This window comes from Methyloversatilis discipulorum (assembly GCF_018780585.1).
Classification (GTDB): Bacteria; Pseudomonadota; Gammaproteobacteria; order Burkholderiales; family Rhodocyclaceae; genus Methyloversatilis; species Methyloversatilis discipulorum_B.
Genome location: NZ_JADMJL010000027.1, coordinates 119,940 through 142,779 on the forward strand (window position 1 = coordinate 119,940; position 22,840 = coordinate 142,779).

Here is a 22,840-nt window from a genome sequence, read left to right on the forward strand (position 1 = left end):
CGGGGGTGTATCTGGAAGAACCGGATGCCTCGTGCCGGACGCCACGGTTCGGGACGCCTGCAGGACTGGATGGATGTTGCGTGCCGAAAGGTGGGTGTCGGGTCGCTGGACTGGGTTTTCCGGCCACTCACCGAGCGGCCCGATTCGGAGCTTGCTGAAACCCGGCCGCCGGGGTGATCACGGTATCGGCGTCCCCTGCGTCGGAGTTCAGGGTTTCTGCACTGTTTGCAAGATGCTAATACAAAAAACAGTCGGGCGTGCAGAGGCAGATGGCAAGGAAATACAAAAAGTCATGGCGACATGTCGCAGCGGCACGACAGCGTGGGCGAGGTGCCGCCCCGCCCCGGTGCTAAACTCCCGCGTCCGGAAGAGGTGCGGCGCGCCTGTGTTTCGCAGTCTGCAGGCTGCCCCCGCGCGCCGAAGCCCCTCGTGAATTCAGCCTTTTTCAGCCCATGCATGGCCTGCCTGCGAGTGCAGAGCCCCCGCCCAACGGAGAAATCATGACCTACGTCGTCACCGAATCCTGTATCAAGTGCAAATACACCGACTGCGTCGACGTGTGCCCGGTCGATTGCTTCCGCGAAGGCCCGAATTTCCTGGTGATCGATCCGGACGAGTGCATCGACTGCACGCTGTGCGTCGCCGAATGTCCGGCCGAAGCCATTTTCGCCGAGGACGACGTGCCGGCGGACCAGGTGCAGTTCATCGAACTGAATGCCGAACTGGCCAAGGAATGGCCGGCCATCATCGAGCGCAAGGACGCGCTGCCCGACGCCGACGACTGGGCCAAGGTGAAGGACAAGCTCGGCATGCTCGAGCGCTGAGCGCGCTCCCCGTTTCCTTTGTTCGCCCGCGCTGACGCATGAGCGGAGCGGGTTTCGACTCCGTCACGCTGCCCCCCGGTCCGGACCTGTTCGGCCGGGTGGCACGCATCCTCCTCGATCGCCACGGCGACGCGCTCGCCGACTGCGACGTCATCCTGCCGTCCATCACGCTGGCACCGGCGCTGCGCAGCGCGCTGTCGGCGGCGGCCGGCCGTGCGCTGTTCATGCCGCGCGTGCTTACGCCGCAGCTGCTGGCCGCGCGCTGGCGGGGCGATGCGGCGACCGATCCCGATTCGCGGCGTCTGCTCGGGCTGGTCGCCCAGTTGCGTCGGGTCGGCTGGCTGGGTGACGCCGACCTGTGGGCGGTCGCACGCGAGCTGATGGATCTCGCCGACACGCTGGCCGATGTGCCGGTGCCGGACGAGGCCGCGCTGGAGGGCGCATTCGCCCGGGCGCACGCGCTGCACGATAGCGCGGCGCTGTCGCTGGAGGCGCGGCTTGTTCACGCGGTGTGGCTGGCCGACAGCACCGGCACGCCCGGTCACGCCCGGGCAACGACGCAGGCGCTGTATCGCGCAGCCGCGTCTGCGCGGCGGCCCGTGGTGCTGCTGGCCGACACGCTCGATCCCGCTCCGGACTGGCTGGCTGCGTTCGCGCGACGCGTTCCGGTGCTGCACATCGGCGTACGGCGGGCGGCGGGCGAAGACGCACTGTCGCGCGCGCTCGATGCCGCCTGGCCGGTTGCCGCCGACGATGTGCGCACGCTGTGGTCGCGCCGCGTGCCGGCGGATGCGGCGCAGCGCCTGCGCGACCGTGTGCGACTGGTCAGTGCGCAATCGCTGGAGCAGGAGGCGCAGCACGCTGCCGCCTGCATCGCCCGCTGGCTGGCGGAGGGGCGCCGCCGCATCGCCCTGGTCGCCAGCGACCGCGAAGCCGCCCGTCGTACCCGTGCGCTGCTCGAACGCCGGCAGGTACTGCTGGCTGATGAAACCGGCTGGAAGCTGTCGACCACGCGCGCCGCTGCAACGGTCGATGCCTTTCTGCAGTGCCTGGCGTCCGACGGCTATCACCGCGATCTGCTCGATCTGGTGCGCTCGCCCTATGTCGCGGGCGACATGGATGCCGACACGCACGCGCGGGCGATCGCAGAGGTCGATCACTGGGTGGTGCGGCGCAATCATGTCGACGGGCTGCAGGCCTTGCTCGCCGACGCGGCGCGCGAACTGGCCGGACGGGCGGGTGCGGCGCTGATGGTCCCGTTCGCGCAGGCGGCGAACCTGATGCCGACACAGGCCGCGCCCGCCGCCTTCTGGATCGAACGGCTGCTGGCCGCGCTCGACGCGCTGCAGGCGCGCACGGCGTTGCTGCAGGACGCGGCCGGCGCACAGGTGATCGCGCTGCTCGAACAGCTGCGCGCCGACAGCAGTGGCGTATCCCTGGCGCTGACCTTTGCCGATTGGCGTCAGTGGCTCAACGGCGAGTTCGAACGGGCGCTGTTCCGCGACACCGCGATCGACAGTCCGGTCGTGCTGACCCATCTTGCGGCGACCCGGCTGCGCGTGTTCGACGCCGTGTACGTGATCGGCGCCGATGGCGAACATCTGGCGCCGCCGCAATTGCGCGGCGTGCTCGGTCACGAGGGGCTGCGACGCGAACTGGGGCTGGCCGATACGCAGCAGGCGGCACGCCAGCTGCGCGAGGACCTCGCCGGGCTGATCCTGAACAGTGACGAAATCGTGTTCAGCTGGCAGGCGCAGCGCAACGGCGAAGCCAATCTGCCCGGTGCCGACCTGCAACTGCTCGACCTGATGTTCGTGCGTGCCGGGCTGCCGAGTGCGGTCAGCGCCGCGCCGGCACAGCCCGATCCCGAGCCGGCCGCACTGCCGCGCCAGACCAGCGCACCGGTGCTCGACGCCGGACGGGTGCCGCAGCGGCTCACCGCCAGCGCGATGGCCGATCTGATGGCCTGCCCCTACCGCTACTACGCGCGCCGCGTGCTCGGTCTGGGCGAGGGCGACGAGGTCGAGGAAACGATGGGCAAGGGCAGCGTGGGCGAACTGGTGCATGCGCTGCTGCACGATTTCCATGTTGCGCATCCGCGCCTGGACAGCGAGACGCCGCAGGCGCTGGCAGGCGACATGCGCGCGCGCATCGCCGCCGCCTTCGACGGCGCGATCGGCCGCAACTTCCAGGAGCACGTGTGGGCCGATCGCCTGCACGACCGCGCCGACGCCTACGTTGCCTGGGCCTGCGCGCGCGAGGCCGAGGGCTGGGTGTTCGACAGCGGCGAGCAGTCGCGCGCGCGACCGCTCGACCTGTCGGACGGCGGTGCGCTGTCACTCGAAGGGCGCATCGACCGTATCGACCGTGGTGCGGCGGGCGTGTCGTTGCTCGACTACAAGCTGCGCAGCAGCGAAGCCGTGAAGAAGAGCTTGCAGGGCGGGGAAGACCTGCAACTCGCCTTCTACACGCTGCTCGAAGGTGACACGGTGAGCGAAGCCGCCTATCTGGCGCTCGACGAGCCGGCGCCGGTTCCGCACCCGCAGGCCGAGCCGCACGCGGCGGCCGAAGCGCTGCAGGGACTGATCGGAACGCTGTTCCCGGCGCTGCGTGCCGGTGCTGCGCTGCCTGCGCATGGCGACGACCGCGCCTGCGCCTACTGCGAAATGCGTGGCCTGTGCCGCAAGGACTGGCGCACATGAACGACGGCCTGCGCGCGCTCGATCCATCCGCCAGCGTCGTCGTCGAGGCCTGCGCCGGCAGCGGCAAGACGTGGACGCTGGTGTCGCGGCTGATCCGCCTGTTGCTCGCCGGCGTGGCGCCGGGCGAGATACTGGCCATCACCTACACGCGCAAGGCGGCGCGCGAGATCGACGAGCGGCTGCAGCACTGGCTGGGCGAACTGGCGGTGGCGGACGACGCCGGCGTGATCGCCTTCCTCGATCAGCGCGGGGTCGATGCGCGCAACGACGCGGCGCTGATCGAGCGTGCGCGCGGCCTGTTCGAACACGTCGCCAGCGCCCGTCCGGGGCTGACCATCAACACCTTCCACGGCTGGTTTTCGTCGCTGCTCGGCGCCGCGCCGCTGTCGGCCGGCCTCGGCGGGCTGCAACTGGCAGAGCGCACCGCACGCCTGCGCGACCAGGCCTGGGGTGTGCTGATGCGGCGTGCCGGCAGTGCGCCGGACGGCGAACTGGCGCAGGCGGTGCGCTGGCTGCTCGCACAGGCCGGTCTCGCCGGCGCGCGCAGCCTCGCCGAATCGCTGATCGAACGGCGCGCCGAGTGGCAGGCCTGGCTGGCTGCGCACGACGGACTCGATGGTGTGTTCGCGCATCTCGAATCCTTTTTCGGCGCCGATCGTGAAGCACCGGTCGATGCACTGGCGCAGGACGCCGCGCTGCGCGCCGCAGTGCTGGAACTCGCAAAGCTGCTGGGGCAGGGCACGGAGGCGCAGCAGCGCAAGGCGGTGGCGCTGGAGACGGCCGCCAGCCAGCACGACGCCCAGGCCTTTTTCGACGGGCTGTGCGCCGAACTGCTGACCCGCGCCGGTGTGCCGATCGCCTTCAAGCCGGGCAAGTCGATGGAAAAGATCGGCGCAGCCGAGCGCACGCAGCAGTTGTTCGAGTCCTGCGCCGAGCGCCTGCTGGCCTGCCTGCACGCGCTGAGCGACCGCGCCGCCTGGGAACTGAACCGACACGCGCTGACCGTTGCTTCGGCCATGCTCGACGCCTACGACCAGGTCAAACGCGGCGCTGGCGTGCTCGATTTCGGCGACCTCGAATGGCACGCGGCGCGCCTGCTCGGCGACGCGCAGACCGGCCCCTTCGTGCAGGCGCGGCTCGACGCGCGCTACACCCACCTGCTGCTCGATGAGTTCCAGGACACCAATCCGCTGCAGTGGCAGGTGCTGATGCACTGGCTCGACGCCTACGCGCCGGATCAGGTGCAGCCGCGCGTGTTCGTGGTGGGCGATCCGAAGCAGTCGATCTATCGCTTCCGCCGCGCCGATCCGCGCATCTTCGCGCATGCGCGCGCGGCTTTCGCCGAGCGCTTCGGTGCCATCGACATCCGGCGCAACGAAACGCGGCGCAGCAGCCCGGCGGTGGTCGAGGTGGTCAATGCGCTGTTCGGCGCGCTCGATGTGTTCGAAGGTTTCGCGCCACACGGCACGACGCAGGTCGGCCTGCCCGGCGCGGTCGAGGTGCTGCCGGCTTTCGGCCACGACGTCGATGCGCCGGACGAAGCGACGTCTTCCGATTCGGGTCTGCGCAATCCGCTCACCACGCCGCGCGTGACGGCCGAGGACAGCCGGCGCCGTCGCGAGGCCGACGCGATGTGTGCGCGACTGCAGGCAATGGTCGGGCGGGTTGCCGTGCGCGATGCGCACAGTGGCGCGGTGCGGCCGGCGCGCTACGGCGACGTGATGATCCTGCTGCGCCGACGCACCGGTCTCGCAGTGTATGAGGCGGCGTTGCGCGCACACGGCATTCCGTACTTCGGGGCCAGCCGCGGCCGACTGCTCGACACGCTGGAGGCGGCCGATCTGCAGGCGCTGCTGCGCTTCCTCGCTGCGCCGGCCGATGCGCTGGCGCTGGCGCACGTGCTGCGCAGCCCGCTGTTCGCGTTGTCCGACGCGCACCTGCTGCGCCTGACAAGCGCCGGCCCCGCACTGTGGGCGGCGCTGCGTGCTGCGCGGGGTGGCGACGACGCCGAACTGACGCGTGCGGCGTCGCTGCTGAGCGACTGGCTGGCCGCGGCTGCGCAGCTGCCGGTGCACGACCTGCTCGACCGCGTGTTCCACCGTGGTGAGCTGATGCAGCGCTATGCCGCCCAGGTCGATCCGATGGCCTGGCCGGGCGTGCGGGCGAATCTGGACGCTTTCATGGAGCTCGCGCTCAAGGTCGATAGCGGCCGCTTCCCCAGCATGCCGCGCTTTCTCGACGAGCTTGCACGATTGCGCAACGAGGACGACGAGGCGCCGGACGAGGGGCTCATCCTCGGTGAGGACCCGGCACGCGGCCGCGTGCGCGTGCTCACGGTGCATGCGGCGAAAGGGCTGGAGGCGCCCATCGTCTGGCTGGCCGACGCCATCGCGAAGCCGCGCGCCGACAGCGGTGCGCGCGTACTGCTCGCCTGGCCGCCGGGCGCGCCAGCACCCGAACACCTGTCGCTGCTGCAGCGCAAGGATAACCAGGGGCAGGCGCGCGCCCGGTTCATCGACGCCGAAGCCCGCGCTGCGGCGCGGGAGGACGCCAATCTGCTGTACGTCGCGGTCACCCGGGCGCGGCAGTTCCTGTTCGCCAGCGGCGTCAGCCCGGCGCGGGGCGTGGCCGACGACAGCTGGCTGGCGCGTTTGCAGACGGCCCTGCGTGGATGCCCGTCGGTACAGACCGCCGACGACGGTGCGCTGCGCCTGAGTACAGGCACGGCCGATGCATGCCCCGACATCGATACGGTTGCCGCGGCGCCAACGGTTGCCGAAGCGCTTCCATCGACACCGGTGGGCGAGCGCCGCGTCATGGTGCCGATGAACGACGCGCAGATCTGGGGCACCGGCCTGCACGCCTGGCTGGAGGCGCTGGCCTGCGGCGAGCCGCCGCCGCCGCGTCCGCCGGCGCTCGATGCGGCCCGCTGGAGCGAACTTGAACGCCTTGCGCGCGCCATGACCGGCAGCGCTTCGCTGCGCCGATTCTTCGATCCGGCGCTGCATCGCTGGGCGGCCAGCGAAGTGGAATTCGTGCTGCCCGACGGCAGTCTCGGCCGCATCGATCGGCTGGTCGAGTTCGACGACGAGATCTGGATACTGGATTACAAGAGCGGGGAAGGCGTGGGATTCGCCGAGGAATATGCCGAACAGCTGAAGCGTTACGCCGAGTCGGTAGGCCTGATCCGCCCCGGAAAGACGCCACGAGCGGCGTTGCTGCGTCCGGATGGGCGTCTGGATTGCCTGTTCTGAACGCCGGCGCTTTGCGGCGCCGACGCTTTTGACTACCATCGACGCATGGTTATCCGCAGCGTGCACCCCGTGCCCGCGCGGCGAGGAGGAGAGTGGCAACCATGCAAGTACATGAAATCCTGCGTATCAAGGGCACCGTGCTCTACACGGTGGCACCGCAACAGACGCTGGGCAACGCAGTCGTCACGATGACCGACCTCGACGTCGGTTCGCTGGTGGTGATGGAGCATGGCCGCATGGTTGGCATGCTCACCTTCCGCGAAGTCCTGCGCTCGGTGCGGGCGTCTGGCGGCGACTGGCAGTCGCTGACCGTGTCCGCCGTCATGCATCGCGATCCGGCGACCGCCCACCCGGACATGGAAGTCGACGAACTGCGCCGACTGATGCTCGAGAATCGCTGCCGCTATCTGCCGATCATGGAAGGCGATACGTTGATGGGCGTGCTGTCCTTCCACGACGTCGCGCGCGCGATGCTGGAGGAACAGAGTTTCGAGAACCGAATGCTGAAGAGCTATATTCGCGACTGGCCGATGGAAGACATGTCGGGTTGATGCCCGGCCGCACGATCATGCAGCACGCTGCCGCGTTCGCACGGCAGCGGCACGACGACGCGAGGAGGCGGTAATGGAGAAGGTGTGGCTCAAAAGCTACCCCAAGGGTGTTCCGGCCGAGATCGATCCGTCGGAGTTCATGTCGGTCGGCGAGGTGTTCGAGCGCAGCTGCCGCGAGTTTGCGGAGCGCGATGCCTATGTCTGCATGGGCAAGGCCATCACCTATGCGGAACTTGACCGCCTGAGCGCCGCCTTCGCGGCCTATCTGCAGTCGGTGCTCGGTCTCGCGCCGGGGTCGCGCGTCGCGATCATGATGCCCAATGTGCTGCAGTACCCGGTGGCGATGTTCGGCGCGTTGCGTGCCGGCTACACGATCGTGAACTGCAACCCGCTGTACACGCCGCGAGAGCTCGAACACCAGCTCAACGACAGCGGTGCGGAAGTCATCGTCGTACTGGAGAACTTCGCGTCGACGCTGCAGCGCGTGATTGAACGCACTTCGGTGCGCCACGTCGTCGTGACCGCGCTGGGCGACCTGCTGCCGGCGCCCAAGGGCTGGATCGTCAATCTGGTCGTGCGCCACGTGAAGAAGATGGTGCCGTCCTTCGACCTGCCGTCGGCGGTCCGCTTCAACGAGGCGATCAAGCTGGGGCTGGCGCACAGGCTGAATCCGGTCAATGTCGTGCACGAAGACATCGTCTTCCTGCAATACACGGGCGGCACGACCGGCGTGGCCAAGGGCGCCATGCTCACCCATCGCAATATCGTGTCCAACATGATGCAGGCCGACGCTTGGATACGGCCCTTCATGAGTGGGCCGCAGATCGTCATCACGGCGTTGCCGCTGTATCACATCTTTGCGCTGACCGCGAATTGCCTCGTATTTCTGAAGCTTGGTGCAACCAACATACTGATCACCAATCCACGTGACATTCCAGGCTTCGTCAAGGAACTTCAGAAATACCGTTTCACGGTCATTACCGGTGTCAATACACTGTTCAATGCGCTGCTGAACAATCCGGATTTTGCGAAGCTCGATTTTTCCGGGTTACGCGTTTCGCTGGGCGGCGGCATGGCAGTGCAGCGGGCGGTTGCCGAACGCTGGAAGAAAATCACCGGTCAGCCCCTGATCGAAGCCTACGGCCTGACCGAAACCTCGCCAGCGGTGTGCATCAATCCGCCGGATCAGAAGGAATTCAACGGCGCGATCGGGCTACCGGTTCCCTCTACCGAAATATCGATACGTGACGACGAGGGGCGGGAAGTGCCGCCGGGTGAAACAGGCGAATTGTGCGTGCGCGGCCCGCAGGTGATGAAGGGGTACTACCGTCGTCCGGCGGAAACCGCCCAGGTGATGACGGCAGATGGATTCCTGCGTACCGGCGATGTCGCCACCGTCGATGAAGCCGGTTTCGTACGTATCGTCGACCGCAAGAAGGACATGATTCTGGTGTCCGGCTTCAACGTCTATCCGAACGAGGTCGAGGACGTCGTCGCCGCCTGTGCCGGCGTGCTCGAGTGCTGTGCGATCGGGCTGCCAGACGCGCATTCGGGCGAGGTGGTGAAGGTGTTCGTCGTCAGCTCGGACGCGACGCTGACCGCCGATGCCGTGATCGCCCATTGCCGTACCCAGCTCACCGCATACAAGATTCCGCGTCACGTTGAATTCCGCAGCGAACTGCCGAAAACGAATGTCGGAAAGATATTGCGCAGGGCGCTCAAGGAAGAGGCCGCGGCGGCGCGGAAGCAATGAATGAAAAAGGCACCTTGCGGTGCCTTTTTTGTGCGCGACCGAATCGAAGTCAGGACACGCGGGCGGCAGCAAGTTCGTCGGCACTCATCGCTGCAAGCCAACCCGGCTTGCGGCCGGCAGCACCGACTTCCTTGATTTCGCCGGTGGCCGGATTGCGATATTTGCCGGGTGCGATCTTCACCTTGGCTGCTGCAGCCGGACGACCCGAGCGACGTGCCGCGCCGCCGGCAAGGCCGACATCGGAAGCCGACAGATTGTATTTCTTGATTTTGGCACGCACGTCCGAAATGACTGCTTCGAGCTCCGCCCGGCGCACTGCTTCAGCCTGCTGCTGCAGTTCCGCGATTTTTGCCATCAATTCGTCGTAGCTCTGACCGGACATTGCGTTGTCTCCATGGGTTGAGGAAATCGAATGATAAGCGCGGAAATTCATTCCGTAAATTGATTTGATCGAATTTCCGCTCGTGATTCGATCAGGGTGCAATATCATTTCTCGCGGGAAAATGCGGCCGGCATCGGTGCACACGCTGTGACGGTGAAAGACGGTGAAACGATAGGCCGCTTGACGTGGGTCAAGACCCGAAAGCGGGCGAGCACATAACCTTCGGGCCGGATCATGCGTGCGTGCGCCCATGCGGGCGTGGCGGTGCAATTTCAATGTGGGAGCAGGCAAAAATGAAAACAGAAGCAATGGGGTCCGTTCACGGCACCTACGACTACCGGGTGGTGCGGCAGTTCGCACTGATGACGGTGGTGTGGGGCATCGTGGGCATGCTGGTCGGCGTCGTCATTGCCGCCCAGCTGGTCTGGCCGCAACTGAACGTCGGCGAGTGGTTCCACTTCGGCCGACTGCGGCCGCTACACACCAACGCAGTCATCTTCGCCTTCGGCGGCTGTGCGCTGATGGCGACTTCGTTCTTCGTCGTCCAGCGCACCTGCCACACACGGCTGTTCGCGCCGTGGCTGGCCGAATTCGTGTTCTGGGGCTGGCAACTGGTGATCGTGCTGGCCGCGGTCACGCTGCCACTGGGCTACACCTCGGGCAAGGAGTACGCCGAACTCGAGTGGCCGATCGACGTGCTGATCACCCTGGTCTGGGTGGCCTACGCCGTCGTGTTCTTCGGCACCATCGCCAAGCGCCGCACCTCGCACATCTATGTTGCGAACTGGTTCTACGGCGCCTTCATCCTGACCGTCGCTGTGCTGCACCTGGTCAATAGTGCAGCCATCCCGGCCGGCTTCTGGAAGTCCTACTCGGCCTACGCTGGCGTGCAGGACGCCATGGTGCAGTGGTGGTACGGCCACAACGCGGTCGGCTTCTTCCTGACCGCCGGCTTCCTCGGGATGATGTATTACTTCGTGCCGAAGCAGGCCGAACGTCCGGTGTATTCCTACCGCCTGTCGGTGGTGCACTTCTGGGCGCTGATCTTCACCTACATGTGGGCGGGTCCGCACCACCTGCACTACACCGCGCTGCCGGACTGGACGCAGTCGCTGGGCATGGTGTTCTCCCTCATCCTGCTGGCACCGAGCTGGGGCGGCATGATCAACGGCATCATGACCCTGTCGGGCGCCTGGCACAAACTGCGCACCGATCCGATCCTGAAGTTCCTGATCACCTCGCTGTCCTTCTACGGCATGTCGACCTTCGAAGGTCCGATGATGTCGATCAAGACGGTCAATGCGCTGTCGCACTACACCGACTGGACCGTGGGCCACGTGCATTCGGGCGCGCTGGGCTGGGTGGCGATGATCTCGATCGGTTCGATCTACTACCTGATCCCACGCCTGTTCGGCCAGGAAAAGATGTATTCGGTGCCGGCCATCAGCATCCACTTCTGGATGTCCACCCTCGGCGTCGTGCTCTACATCGCCTCGATGTGGATCGCCGGTGTGATGCAGGGCCTGATGTGGCGCGCGATCAACGACGACGGCACGCTCACCTACACCTTCGTCGAGAGCGTCAAGGCCAGCTATCCGTTCTGGTTCATCCGCTTCCTCGGTGGCGCGCTCTTCCTGTCCGGCATGTTCGTCATGGCCTGGAACGTGTGGAAGACCATCGCCGGCCAGAAGCCGTACAACGCACCGGTGGTGGCGCCTGCTGCCGCGCACGCCTGATCACTGGAGAAAGACATCATGGCTGCATCCAAACACGAAGCAATCGAACGCAACGTCGGCCTGCTGGCGATCCTGACGGTGATCACCATCGCCATCGGCGGTCTGGTCGAAATCGTTCCGCTGTTCTTCCAGCACTCGACCACCGAACCGGTCAAAGGCGTCGAGCCGTACAGCCCACTGCGACTGGCCGGTCGCGATATCTATGTGCGCGAAGGCTGCTACAACTGCCACTCGCAGATGATTCGTCCGTTCCGCGCCGAAACCGAGCGCTACGGCCACTACTCGGTCGCCGGTGAGTTCGTCTATGACCGTCCGTTCCAGTGGGGCTCCAAGCGCACCGGTCCGGATCTGGCGCGCGTCGGTGGCCGCTACTCCGACGAGTGGCACCGCGTTCACCTGATCAATCCGCGCGACGTCGTGCCGGAGTCGAACATGCCGGGCTTCCCCTGGCTCGACCGGCCGGTCGATGCCAGCACCATCGAACAGCGCATGCGAGCGCTGACCGTGGTCGGCACGCCCTACACCGAGGAACAGATGAAGGGTGCGGCGGCGGAGCTGAAGGGCAAGACCGAGATGGATGCCCTGATCGCCTACCTGCAAGGTCTGGGCACCGCGATCAAGCGTGTGAACTGAGGGAGCCCTTCATGGAACTCGACATCAACGCACTGCGCTCGGCAGTCACCGTCGCGGGCTTCGCCTGCTTCGTCGCCATCGTGATCATGGCTTGGCGTCCGGGCGCGCAGCGCGCCCACAACGAGGCAGCGATGCTGCCCTTCGCCGACGACGATCGCGCGCACACCGAAACCGGAGAACAAAAGTGAGCGACTTCATCAACGACTTCTGGAACATGTACGTGGTGGTGCTCGTCGTCGCCAGTATCGCGTTTTGTGCCTTCATCATCCTGTCCAACCGTGGCGCCCGTCCGAAGGGACAGGTCGAACTGCACGGTCATCAGTGGGACGAAACGCTGGCCGAGTGGAACAACCCGCTGCCGCGCTGGTGGGTGTGGCTGTTCTGGATCACCATCGTGTTCGCCATCGTCTATCTGGCAGCTTACCCGGGCCTGGGCAACTTCGGCGGCAAGCTTGCGTGGTCGTCCACCGGCGCCTACGACAAGGAAGTGAAGGAAGCCGAAGCCAAGGTGGCGCCGCTGTTCGAGCGCTACGCCGGTCTCGACGTGAAGGAAGTGGCGGCCGATCCCGAAGCACGCGCCATGGGCGAACGTCTCTACCTGAACAACTGCGCCCAGTGCCACGGCACCGACGCACGCGGTTCGCGCGGCTTCCCCAACCTGACCGACGCCGACTGGCTGTACGGCGGCGAGCCCGAGGCGATCAAGACCACGCTGGTCAATGGCCGCAACGGTGCGATGCCAGCCTTCGGCGCCATCCTCGACGGCGAGCAGCAACGCGACGTGGTGCATTACGTGCGTTCGCTGTCCGGTCTGGCGGCCGATGGCGTGCGCGTGCAGCGCGGCAAGGCGGTGTTCGGAGCGAACTGCGCGGCCTGCCACGGCGCGGACGGCAAGGGCAACCAGATGGTGGGCGCGCCCAACCTGACCGACGGCATCTGGCTGTACGGCAGTACCGAAGCGATCGTGCTGCAGTCTGTGGCCAAGGGTCGCAACGGTCACATGCCGGCACACGGTGAACTGCTTGGCGACAAGAAAATCCATCTCGTCGCTGCCTACGTCTGGGGCCTGTCGAACAACGCGGGTGGAGCGAAGTAAATGGCGTCCAATCCCTCTCCCGGCGACAGTACGTCCGGTAACGAAGCAAAGCGGGCGGCACGGGTGATTCCGATCACCGACCTGTCGTCGGACGAGGGAGATCTGTACGCGGCGCGCAAGAAGATCCAGCCGCGCAGCATCAAGGGGCGCTTCAACACTGTGCGCTGGGCCATGGTGTGGATCACGCAGCTGGTGTTCTACGGCCTGGCCTGGCTGCCCTGGAACGACAGACAGGCCGTGCTCTTCCACCTGGTGGAGCGCAAGTTCTACATCTTCGGGCTCGTCCTGTGGCCGCAGGACGTGCTCTTCCTCGCGCTGCTGCTGATCATCAGTGCGCTTGGACTGTTTCTGGTCACCGCGGTGGCCGGGCGGGTGTGGTGCGGCTACGCCTGTCCGCAGTCGGTCTATACAGAAATCTTCATGTGGATAGAGCGGCACATCGAGGGCGACCGCTCGGCCCGCATGAAGCTCGACGCAGCGCCGATGAGCGCGCGCAAGCTCGGTCTGCGTGCCGCGAAATTCGGTGCCTGGGGTGCGCTGGCCTTGTGGACCGGCTTCACCTTCGTCGGGTACTTCACGCCCATCCGCGAACTGGCCTCGGAGATCGCCTCCTGGTCGCTCGGTCCGTGGGAGGCGTTCTGGATGTTCTTCTACGCCGCCTTCACCTATGTGTTCGCCGGTCACATGCGCGAGCAGGTATGCAAGTACATGTGCCCGTATGCCCGCTTCCAGGGCGTCATGTTCGATCCCGACACCCTGATCGTCAGCTACGACGCCAATCGCGGCGAGCCGCGCGGCAACAAGAAGAAGGCGCGCGAGGGGCAGTCGGTCGGCGACTGCGTCGATTGCGACTGGTGCGTGCAGGTCTGTCCGACCGGCATCGATATCCGTAACGGCCTGCAGTACGAGTGCATCGGCTGTGCGCTCTGTATCGACGCCTGTGATCAGGTGATGGACAAGGTCGGTCGCCCGCGCGGACTGATCGCCTACACCACCGAACGCACCTTGCTTGCGAAGAAGCCGGCTCACGAGGGCTGGCGAGAGGTGATGGCGCACATCCTGCGACCGCGCGTCATCCTGTACACCAGCCTGCTGGCCATCATCGTGTCCGGTTTTGCCTGGGCACTGTTCACCCGCACTCCGGTCAAGATGAACGTGCTGCGCGACCGCGCCACGCTGGCGCGCGAGGTCGAGGGCGGCAAGATCGAGAACGTCTATCGGCTGCGCATCATGAACACCTCTGAAGTGGCGCGGCGCTACGTGCTTGCCGTCGAAGGCCTGCCGGGTGCGGCCATCGCCGATCTGCGCGAAATCGAGGTCGAAGCGGCCGGCTCGCGTGACATCGCCGCACGGGTACAGGTCGACGCCGAAGCCCTGCAGCCGGGTTCCCACGAAATCTATTTCAATCTGCAGGCCGTCGATGCACCGGATGTCCGCGTGCACGAGAAGACGTCCTTCCTGCAGCCGAGGTAAGCCGCATGAACAACGACGCATCGATGCAGTTGCCGTGGTACCGCCACCGCTGGCCGTGGATACTTGCGGCCGGGCCGGTCACCGTCATCATTGCCGGCGTGATCACCACCTGGCTGGCCGCGACCGGCAATACCGCACTGGTCGCCGACGATTACTACAAGCAGGGTCTGACGATAAATCGCACGATAGAACGCGAGCGCAAGGCGACCGAACTCGGGGTCGAACTGACCGTGTCGGCGACGCCGGCCGGCGCCGATGACACCCGCTTCGAGCTGGTTCTGCGCATGACCGATGCGACGGCGATGCCGGCGCGTCTGCGCGTGCTGCTGGCGCACCCGACGCGCAGCGAACTCGACCGCGAACTGCTGTTCGATGGGCGGGACGGGCATTTCGGCGGTGTCGTGCGTGCCCTGCAGCCGACGCACTGGAAGCTGGTGATCGAGGACGAGGCGCGCAGCTGGCGCGTGCAGCAGTCCCTGTCGGTGGAGGCGAGCGGTGGCTAGGGAAATCGATATCGAGGAGGTCGAGACGCGGCGCGTGCCCGGACGTTTCGGCCGCCTGTTCGCGCTGGTGTCCTGGCCATCCTTCCTGGTTGCCGCGGTCGCGGAGACCGTCTTCTTCAGCCTGATCAACCCGCGGGAGCTGTATCTGCTCGGAGAGCCGGTGCATTTCTCGCCGCTGGCGACCTACACCATCGGCTTCTTCGGCTTCTGGTGCGTGGCTGGTGCGTCCAGCCTCATTTCATCGTGGATGGCCGAGAAGATGCCCGCCTGCGCCGACCGCTGCGTCGGCCGCAAATGAAAACGGGGATGCCGTCGCCGGCATCCCCGTCCTTTTCCGCCGGTCGCGGTCGCGTCGCTCAGCGATAGACCAGCACCGGAATCTTCGAATTCGACAGCACCTTCTGCGTCACGCTGCCCAGCAGCAGGTTGGCCAGACCGCGGCGGCTGTGCGACGCCATGAAGATCACGTCGGCGTTGCGCTTCAGCGCCACCTCGATGATGGCCTTGTGCGGCTCGTCATGGGTCACCGCAATGCTGTCGACCTGGACACCATCGGCTTCCGCTTCAGCGCGTGCCGACTGCAGAATGCGGTCGGCGTGGGTACGCATTGCGTCGGTGAAGTCGTTCGGTGCAATCGGGTCGATGTTCTCCTCGTCCTGCTCGCTGTGCAGCGCCGATACGTGATAGTCCTTCATCACGTACAGGAAAGTGACGCGACCCTTCACGTCCTTGGCGAAGCAGACGGCATGCTTGACTGCGGCCTTGGAAAGATCCGAACCATCGATCGGTACGAGTACGTGGCGAAACATCCTTGACTCCTTCTCGTTGTTATTGGCCGGCACCGCCACGGTGTCCGGCCGTGCTCCACTGCATGGCTCCTGCAAATTCTATCGGCTAACCGCACATTATTTTGAGGGTATGCCGGCGATTTGGTTTGATCCAAGTAAAAAGCCGGAAGTGCGACGCACTTCCGGCTTCCAGGGTGCAGCGAATGCGTATCAGATCGCGTAAGACTTGAGACGCATCGAGAAGTCCTGCAGTTGCTTGATGCCGCTGGCTTCGGCACGCGCGCACCAGTCCTGCAACTGCTTCAGCAGCTGTTCGCTCGACGCAGTGGAGCGGGCCCACAGCGCGGTCAGCTCCTGACGCATCGTGTGCACCGTTTCCAGACGGCTGCTGTGCGACAGCATCGAAGCCATTTCGGCGTCGTCACTGGTCGGCTGCGCGTTCTCGCTGCGGTTCAGCCAGCGCTTGAATCGTTGATAGCGCTCGCTGTCCGCCAGCGCGGCGTTCGACGCGCGCAGCTTCTCGACTTCCTCGGCGTAGATCGAGCGCAGCGACTTCATGTAGCGCGTCATCACGTCGTAGCGGTGAGTGATGACTGCTTCCAGCGTCTGCGTATCGACCACGTTGCGTGCTTCGAAACGCGGCTGCGGAATGGTCTTCTTAGCCTTGGCCAGACCGAGGATCTCGAGGATGCGGATGTACATCCAGCCGATGTCGAACTCGTACCACTTCGACGACAGCTTGGCCGAGGTCGCGAACGAGTGGTGGTTGTTGTGCAGTTCCTCGCCGCCGATGATGATGCCCCAGGGCACCAGATTGGTCGCCGCGTCGTTGCAGTCGTAGTTGCGGTAGCCGATGTAGTGGCCCAGACCATTGACGACGCCGGCCGCCCAGATCGGAATCCATGCCATCTGCACGGCCCAGATCGTCAGACCGAGCGGGCCGAACAGCAGCACGTTGATGACGAGCATCAGCTTGATGCCCAGCGCCGAGCGACCGGTGTACAGATTGCGCTCAAGCCAGTCATCCGGCGTGCCATGGCCATAGCGGCTCATGGTTTCCTTGTTCTTCGCTTCGGCGCGGTACAGCTCGGCGCCTTCGAACAGCACCTTCTTGATGCCGAGAACCTGCGGGCTGTGTGGATCCTCCGGCGTTTCGCACTTGGCGTGGTGCTTGCGGTGGATGGCTGCCCATTCCTTGGTGACCATGCCGGTCGTCAGCCACAGCCAGAAGCGGAAGAAGTGGCTCGGAATGGCATGCAGCTCAAGCGCACGGTGTGCCTGGTGGCGGTGCAGAAAAATCGTCACCGACGCGATGGTGATGTGGGTGAACACCAGCGCAACGACGATATAGCCCCACCAGGGCAGGTCGATAAGACCATTCAACATTAAGGATTTCCCTTGATACACGATTTGAAGATGCGGATTCTACGCGAGAGTGGCTAGCGGTCAATTTGCGCAGCGTCAAGCCTTGGCGTCACACAATGCAACATTGCCGGTGTCCCCCAGTATTCTTATTTCGCGCTGGGGGAAGGGTATTTCAATCCCTTCGGCACGGAAACGGCGCAGGATTTCGAGCTGTACGGCCGAGCGGATGCCCAGCGTACCGTTCTCGGGGTCGGTGATCCATACGCCCAGTTCCAGATTGATGCCGGAATCGCCGAAGGAATGCAGGAAGGCACGTGGCACCGGTTCGGACAGCACGCGCTCGTGCGCGCGGGCGCATTCTTCCAGGATGACCATTGCCCGCTCGACGTCGTCGGCGTAACTGACCTGGACCGATATCGCCACGCGTACCTCGCGATCCGACAAGCCTTCATTCTGTACGACCGAACTGACCAGTGTTTCGTTCGGCACGATGGACTGAACGCCCGACGGGCTGCGCAGTACCGTGTAGCGGGTGGTGATCTGCTGCACCTGTCCTCGGTCGCTGCCGACCGAAATGAGATCGCCGATGCGGATCGAGCGGTCGAGCAGGATGATGAAGCCCGACACGTAATTGGCCATGATCTTCTGCAGGCCGAAACCGAGACCGACGCCGAGCGCACCACCGAACACCGACAGCGCGGTCAGGTCGATGCCGACCAGCGGCAGCGTGATCATCAGCGCCAGGAACATCAGCGCAACCTTCGACAGCCGCGCCAGCACGATGCGCAGATTGCTGTCCAACGGAGCGCGCATCAGCTTGCGTTCGACCGAACCGGACAGCCAGACGGCGGCAATCAGTGTCACCAGCACCCAGGCGCCGCCCTGCAGCAGCGCCCACAGCGACAGCTTCTGCGTGCCAAGCGCGACTTGCTGACCGTCCAGCCATTCGATCACCTCGGGCAGGATGTCGAGCGCGTGCAGCACCCAGGCCGACCAGATCGTGAGGCTGATCAGCAATTCGAAGGTGCTGAGCCAGCCGGCCGGAGAGAACACCTGACGCAGTGCATAGACGATCAGGCGGATGACGCCCATGGCCACCAGCAAGGCGATGACCAGGTGCATCAGCACCGGCGGTTGCTGCAGCAGTTCGATCACGAGGCGGGCAATCGACAGCAGGGCGATGCCCACGAGCGGGAACAGCAGGCGCTGCAGACCTTCAAGCCCGAGGCGGGCGGTGGCGCCGAGCGTCTCAACACCCGCCTGCCGGCGCTGGCGCCGGATGAGCAGGCGAGTGATCAGGCCGGCCAGCGCCAGACAGACCGCCACCACGGCAAGCTCGATGCGCGTGCTGTTCAGCGACAGCATGTGCATCAGCGCGTCGAACGAAATTTCCGTCATTGAGCTGCCGCGTCCTTCGCCTGGGTCTGCACCACCGCGTCGGCGAAGCTCATCGATTTCGCGCGGTGGCGTTTCCAGTTCTCCAGATAGGTCTGTGCCAGCGCGCGATGGCCGCTCAGCACCATCACGTTCTCGGCGTTCTCGCTCTTCGCCGAGTAGCTGAAGTTGTACGAGCCGGTGACCACCACCGGTTCCTTGCCGTCCGGGTCGATGATCATCACCTTGCTGTGGGCGGCCGCGTGGTCGCCGTCCAGCCATACCTTCACGCCGTTGCCGGCGGCACGTGGCAGCGCGCTGCGCTCGTCCTTCAGTACCTTGTCGCGGTCGGCCACCACCTCGACCTTGACCCCGCGCTCGGCGGCGGCGATCAGGGTCTTGACGATGTTGCGGCTGGTCAGCGTGTAGGCCTGCACATAGACCGCCTGGCGGGCGCCGTCTATCTGGTCCATCACCAGCCGTTCGACGTCGTCCCAAGGGGCGAACGCAACCTCGACCTTGCCTTCGGCCGGCAGCGTGCGACCGGCGCTGAGCGGCATCGCCGCCAGCATCGTTGCGGCGAACAGCGCGCCGCGCAGATCACTCCTCACTCTTGTCCTCCTTCTTGTCTTCGGCGCCGCGGCGCTCCAGCACCGCCGCGTAGAAGCCATCGGTGCCGTGCGCGTCGGGCCGCAGTTCGAGATCGATTCCGGTGTCGAGTTCGATGCGGGCGGCGGCGAGCAGCTCGTTCACCGGCACGCGGACGAAATCGGGGTGGGACGACAGGAAGTCATCGACCACGCCGCGGTTCTCCTCGTCGAGCAGGCTGCAGGTCGCGTAGACCAGTCGGCCACCCGGCTTCACCAGGCGCGACGCACCGGCAAGGATGGCGCGCTGCTTGGCGATCAGTTCGGTGACCGCCTGCGGCGTCTGGCGCCACTTCAGATCCGGGTTGCGGCGCAGCGTGCCGAGGCCGGAACAGGGGGCGTCGACCAGCACGCGATCGATCTTGCCGGCCAGCCGCTTCACCTTGATGTCGGATTCGCTGTCTATGAGTACCGGGTGTACGTTGGACAGCCCGGAGCGCGCCACGCGCGGACGCATCTTGAGCAGCCGTTTCTCCGACACGTCGAAGGCGTACAGGCGGCCGGTCGACCGCATCATGGCGCCGATGGCCAGCGTCTTGCCGCCGGCGCCGGCGCAGAAATCGACCACCATCTCGCCGCGCTTGGGTGCCAGCAGCAGGGCCAGCAGCTGGCTGCCCTCGTCCTGCACCTCGATGATGCCCTTCTCGTACAGCGGGTTCTTCGACAGCGACGGGCGCTCGTTCAGGCGCAGCGCCCACGGCGACCAGCGGCCGGGCTCGGCGACGATGCCGTTGTTGGCCAGCGTCGCCATGACCGCCTCGCGGTCGGATTTCATCAGGTTGATGCGCAGATCCAGCGGTGCCTGCTGGTTCAGCGCGCGCGCCAGCGACAGTAGCGCCGCTTCGTCCATCTGCGCCGACAGCCGCTCGATCACCCAGTCCGGCAGGTCGGTGCGCTCGCCCAGCGACAGCTCCTCGGCCTTGCTCGGCGCCAGCGTTTCCAGCCATTGCGCCTCGTTGCGCGACACCAGCGGCGCGAGCTGCTTCAGGCCGAGACCTTCGATGCGCGCCATCGCGGCGATCAGCAGCTTGCGCGCGCCGGCGTGCTCGCCCGCGATCGCACGAAGCCAGCGCAGCCGGCGCAGCACCAGATAGGCGTGTTCGGCGATGAAGGCGCGATCGCGCGACTGCAGTGCGCGCTGCTCGCGGAAGTAGGCGGACAGCACGCCGTCGGCCGGGTGTTCGAAGCGCAGCAGCCGGGTCAGTACGTCGGCGGTGGCGTCTATCAGTTTCTCGTTCGGTTTCATCGCAGGAATATGGGAATGTCTGAATCGGTCTGGCGTTGGTCGGACGCCGGTGGCGTCGTGCCCGGTGCGGCGGTGGCCGGCGCGGCGACGATGCTGCGGTTTTCGTACTCGATGCGGCGCACGCGCTGGTCGTACACGTCGCCCTTGCGGTCGGTGAAACGGATGCGCACCGGCAGCCAGCGCAGGTCGGGCGCCAGCCACACCTCGATCTGGTTGTCGCCGGGCTGGGCCCTGACCTGCAGGCGCTTGACCAGCAGGCGCCCCAGCGCGGTATCGAGTCCGGTCGGCGCGTCGTCCGGCACGAACCAGCGCGGCGTATAGCGGCGGCCGGTCGCGACGTTGAAGTCGAACTCGCCGCCCCGCTGCGCGCGCCAGATGATTTCCAGCCACAGGCTCGCCATATCCTGCGAACCCGGCGTCAGCGCGTGCGTCGTCGTCTTCGAACCGCTGCGCAGCATAACCTGACTGGCCGTCCAGTCGAAATCGACCTGTTCGTCCGGCGGTTTGGCCTGTTCCGAATCCTGTACGAAGCGCCGCGGCTGCAGACCGTCGCTGCCGACGTCGCCCTCGCTGTACTGTTCGATGCGCAGCGGTTTGAGCAGGCCGGCCAGTCCGGTGGTTTCGGTCACTGTGTCCATCCGGTAGCGCGTGCCGTCATGTACCCAGTGATAGCGGGTTTCGCCGATGCGCAGGCTGTCGCCGCGATAGACCTCGAATTCCAGCCTGGCTTCGCCGACCAGAGCCTGTTGCGGTGACACCTCCTGCGTGTCGTCCACGGCCGTATCGCGCCCGGGCTCGTCGTTCTCATCGCGCTCGGGTTCATCCGGCGTTCGCGGTCCGTCGGACTCCGCGTCTTCGGTGTTGCCGACCTGCGGTGGGACGTCGGCCTGCCCGACGGACGGCGTCTCGGGCGGCGCCGGCACCGGCGCGCGTGGCTCTCGGGGCGGCTTGGGCGCGGGCTTCGGCGGAGGCGGCGGCGCGGGCTCGGGTGAGGGCGCCGGCACCGGCGGTGGCGGCGGCAGCGGTGCCGGCACCAGGGCGGCGCGGATCAGCAGCGATTCGTCCGGTCCGGCGCGGTGATCGAAGCTGCTCAGCCCGCTTGCCAGCAACAGGTGCAGCAGCAGCGAAACGAGCAGCGCGAGGGCCAGGCGCGAGCGGGTCAGCGGCTCAGTCATCCGCACCCGGAGCAGTCAGCGCGCCGGCGGCCGGCGTCGCTTCGTCGCGCAGCACGGCGCGACCGTGCTGCAGTGTCAGCCTGTCCTCGAGGAACCAGCGCACCACCCGTGGATAGAGCAGATGTTCCTGCGCCAGCACGCGTGCGGCCAGCGTCGCCTCGTCGTCGCCCGCGAGCACCGGCACGGCGGTCTGGGCGATGATCGGGCCACCGTCCAGTTCGCCGGTCACGAAATGCACGGTCACGCCGGCGATGCGGCAACCCGCTTCGATCGCGCGGCGGTGCGTATGCAGGCCGGTGAAGGCCGGCAGCAGCGAGGGGTGGATATTGATCATGCGGCCGGCGTAGTGCTCGACGAAGCCGGGCGTCAGGATGCGCATGAAGCCGGCCAGCACCACGAGGTCGGGCGCGTGGCGGTCGATTTCCTGCGCCAGTGCGCGGTCGAAGGCGGTGCGATCCGGGTGTTGCGTATGGTCGACCACCGCGGTGGCGATGCCGTGCTCACGTGCGTAGGCAAGGCCACCAGCGTCCGGGCGATTGCTGATGACCGCACGCACGTTGGCGGCCAGGCCCGCTTCGACGATGGAGCGCATATTGCTGCCGCGCCCGGAGATCAGGATGACGACGGATTTCATTCGGTTTCGGTGACGAAGGCGAAGGTCGGGGTGTGAAGGCCGGATTATCGCCCAGCCGCTGTCTGCACTACCTGACCGGCAGGAAGACGGCGGTCGCCAGCGACTGCAGGATGCGGGTGACGACGCGGCGATTCTTGTCGGCGACGATCTGCGCGCTCATGTCCAGCCAGCCGATCATCTTGCCCATCTCCCGCTCGAAACTGAGATTGCGCATGCCGTCGACGCCGATCTCGTTCGACAGGAGGAGTGGGGCGCCAAGTTCGTCGCGCGACTGCGCCAGCTTCCAGGCGGTGATTTCGATATTGCGCGCGCAGTTCGACAGCGCCTGCGGATCGAGCTCGTCCATGATGAACAGTTCGCTGCGGTCGGCCCAGGCGGTCTGGATCATGCCACCCATGCCGATGATGAGCGCGGCGACCCGGTCGCCGGCGAAATCCGGCGCGAAGGCCAGTCGCATCACGTCGATGCCGCGACGGTTGTCGAACTCCGGCAGTCGCCAGTCGTGCTGCGCGGCGAACAGCCGGGCCATCGCCGCTTCGCGGCTGTCCAGTCCGGCGCGTCGCCACTCGCGCGGATTGCGCTTGTACAACTTGTCGGCCAGACGCTCCAGGCTGGCGAATATTTCCCTGTGATGCGCTTCCAGCACCCGGTCGATGTCACTTTTAACAATCTGTTTAGGATGCATGGAATCGGCCACTGGCGCG

Annotated in this window: 21 protein-coding genes; 12 read left to right on the forward strand and 9 right to left on the reverse strand. The window is 66.0% G+C overall.

Annotation, left to right across the window (positions count from 1 at the left end):
• Positions 1-500: 500 nt before the first annotated feature.
• From fdxA to IV112_RS13580, 5 genes are all read left to right on the forward strand, one after another.
• On the forward strand, positions 501-824 hold the full coding sequence (gene fdxA / locus IV112_RS13560) for a ferredoxin FdxA (protein ID WP_019919370.1): 324 nt from the start codon (positions 501-503) through the stop codon (positions 822-824).
• 38 nt (positions 825-862) lie between these two features.
• Positions 863-3,526 (forward strand): PD-(D/E)XK nuclease family protein, encoded by a 2,664-nt coding sequence (locus tag IV112_RS13565; protein WP_304004103.1) that lies wholly within the window; start codon positions 863-865, stop codon positions 3,524-3,526.
• On the forward strand, positions 3,523-6,780 hold the full coding sequence (locus IV112_RS13570) for a UvrD-helicase domain-containing protein (protein WP_304004105.1): 3,258 nt from the start codon (positions 3,523-3,525) through the stop codon (positions 6,778-6,780). The genes IV112_RS13565 and IV112_RS13570 overlap by 4 nt, the downstream gene beginning before the upstream one ends.
• Positions 6,781-6,881: 101 nt before the next feature.
• The gene (locus IV112_RS13575; protein WP_020163656.1) at positions 6,882-7,331 is read left to right on the forward strand and encodes a CBS domain-containing protein; all 450 of its coding nucleotides are present in this window, start codon (positions 6,882-6,884) and stop codon (positions 7,329-7,331) included.
• A 73-nt stretch (positions 7,332-7,404) separates the two neighbouring features.
• Complete coding sequence (locus IV112_RS13580) at positions 7,405-9,084, forward strand: long-chain-fatty-acid--CoA ligase (protein ID WP_304004108.1); 1,680 nt, start codon at positions 7,405-7,407, stop codon at positions 9,082-9,084.
• 49 nt (positions 9,085-9,133) lie between these two features.
• On the opposite strand, the gene IV112_RS13585 is transcribed toward IV112_RS13580, so the two are convergent.
• Positions 9,134-9,718, reverse strand: a complete 585-nt coding sequence (locus tag IV112_RS13585) for an H-NS histone family protein (protein ID WP_304004110.1) — start codon at positions 9,716-9,718, stop codon at positions 9,134-9,136.
• A 56-nt stretch (positions 9,719-9,774) separates the two neighbouring features.
• On the opposite strand from IV112_RS13585, the gene ccoN reads away from it, so the two are divergent.
• The 7 genes from ccoN (at position 9,775) to IV112_RS13620 (ending at position 15,205) form a co-directional block, all read left to right on the forward strand.
• Positions 9,775-11,202 (forward strand): cytochrome-c oxidase, cbb3-type subunit I, encoded by a 1,428-nt coding sequence (gene ccoN / locus IV112_RS13590; protein ID WP_296810066.1) that lies wholly within the window; start codon positions 9,775-9,777, stop codon positions 11,200-11,202.
• 18 nt (positions 11,203-11,220) lie between these two features.
• Entirely contained in the window at positions 11,221-11,835 is a 615-nt protein-coding gene (ccoO, locus tag IV112_RS13595) for a cytochrome-c oxidase, cbb3-type subunit II (RefSeq protein ID WP_304004112.1), read from the forward strand.
• An 11-nt stretch (positions 11,836-11,846) separates the two neighbouring features.
• Entirely contained in the window at positions 11,847-12,023 is a 177-nt protein-coding gene (locus IV112_RS13600; RefSeq protein ID WP_020163661.1) for a cbb3-type cytochrome oxidase subunit 3, read from the forward strand.
• The gene (gene ccoP, locus IV112_RS13605; protein ID WP_304004115.1) at positions 12,020-12,931 is read left to right on the forward strand and encodes a cytochrome-c oxidase, cbb3-type subunit III; all 912 of its coding nucleotides are present in this window, start codon (positions 12,020-12,022) and stop codon (positions 12,929-12,931) included. Before IV112_RS13600 ends, ccoP begins: the two co-directional genes overlap by 4 nt.
• Before the next feature lie 63 nt (positions 12,932-12,994).
• Entirely contained in the window at positions 12,995-14,404 is a 1,410-nt protein-coding gene (ccoG, locus tag IV112_RS13610) for a cytochrome c oxidase accessory protein CcoG (protein WP_368500504.1), read from the forward strand.
• 5 nt (positions 14,405-14,409) lie between these two features.
• Positions 14,410-14,907: a FixH family protein gene (locus IV112_RS13615; RefSeq protein ID WP_304004119.1), complete on the forward strand. Its 498-nt coding sequence runs from the start codon at positions 14,410-14,412 to the stop codon at positions 14,905-14,907.
• Positions 14,900-15,205, forward strand: coding sequence for a hypothetical protein (locus IV112_RS13620; RefSeq protein WP_304004121.1), 306 nt, complete (start codon positions 14,900-14,902; stop codon positions 15,203-15,205). The genes IV112_RS13615 and IV112_RS13620 overlap by 8 nt, the downstream gene beginning before the upstream one ends.
• Before the next feature lie 58 nt (positions 15,206-15,263).
• Here IV112_RS13620 and IV112_RS13625 read toward each other — a convergent pair whose 3' ends face one another.
• The 8 genes from IV112_RS13625 to IV112_RS13660 all read right to left on the reverse strand — a co-directional run bounded on the left by IV112_RS13625 (position 15,264) and on the right by IV112_RS13660 (position 22,821).
• Positions 15,264-15,716 (reverse strand): universal stress protein, encoded by a 453-nt coding sequence (locus IV112_RS13625; protein WP_019919357.1) that lies wholly within the window; start codon positions 15,714-15,716, stop codon positions 15,264-15,266.
• Positions 15,717-15,905: 189 nt separating this feature from the next.
• A complete protein-coding gene (locus IV112_RS13630; RefSeq protein WP_304004123.1) occupies positions 15,906-17,081 on the reverse strand; it encodes a DesA family fatty acid desaturase in 1,176 nt (391 codons plus the stop codon).
• Positions 17,082-17,156: 75 nt separating this feature from the next.
• Positions 17,157-18,458, reverse strand: coding sequence for a mechanosensitive ion channel family protein (locus IV112_RS13635; protein WP_304004125.1), 1,302 nt, complete (start codon positions 18,456-18,458; stop codon positions 17,157-17,159).
• Positions 18,455-19,045, reverse strand: coding sequence for a phospholipase D family protein (locus tag IV112_RS13640; RefSeq protein ID WP_020163668.1), 591 nt, complete (start codon positions 19,043-19,045; stop codon positions 18,455-18,457). Before IV112_RS13640 ends, IV112_RS13635 begins: the two co-directional genes overlap by 4 nt.
• Positions 19,035-20,327 carry an RsmB/NOP family class I SAM-dependent RNA methyltransferase gene (locus IV112_RS13645; protein ID WP_304004127.1) on the reverse strand — a complete coding sequence of 431 codons (1,293 nt, stop codon included), beginning with the start codon at positions 20,325-20,327 and terminating at the stop codon, positions 19,035-19,037. The genes IV112_RS13640 and IV112_RS13645 overlap by 11 nt, the downstream gene beginning before the upstream one ends.
• The gene (locus IV112_RS13650; RefSeq protein ID WP_304004128.1) at positions 20,324-21,502 is read right to left on the reverse strand and encodes a DUF3108 domain-containing protein; all 1,179 of its coding nucleotides are present in this window, start codon (positions 21,500-21,502) and stop codon (positions 20,324-20,326) included. Before IV112_RS13650 ends, IV112_RS13645 begins: the two co-directional genes overlap by 4 nt.
• Positions 21,495-22,136 (reverse strand): phosphoribosylglycinamide formyltransferase, encoded by a 642-nt coding sequence (purN, locus tag IV112_RS13655; RefSeq protein WP_304004129.1) that lies wholly within the window; start codon positions 22,134-22,136, stop codon positions 21,495-21,497. Before purN ends, IV112_RS13650 begins: the two co-directional genes overlap by 8 nt.
• Positions 22,137-22,203: 67 nt before the next feature.
• Complete coding sequence (locus IV112_RS13660) at positions 22,204-22,821, reverse strand: hypothetical protein (RefSeq protein ID WP_304004131.1); 618 nt, start codon at positions 22,819-22,821, stop codon at positions 22,204-22,206.
• Positions 22,822-22,840 lie beyond the last annotated feature (19 nt).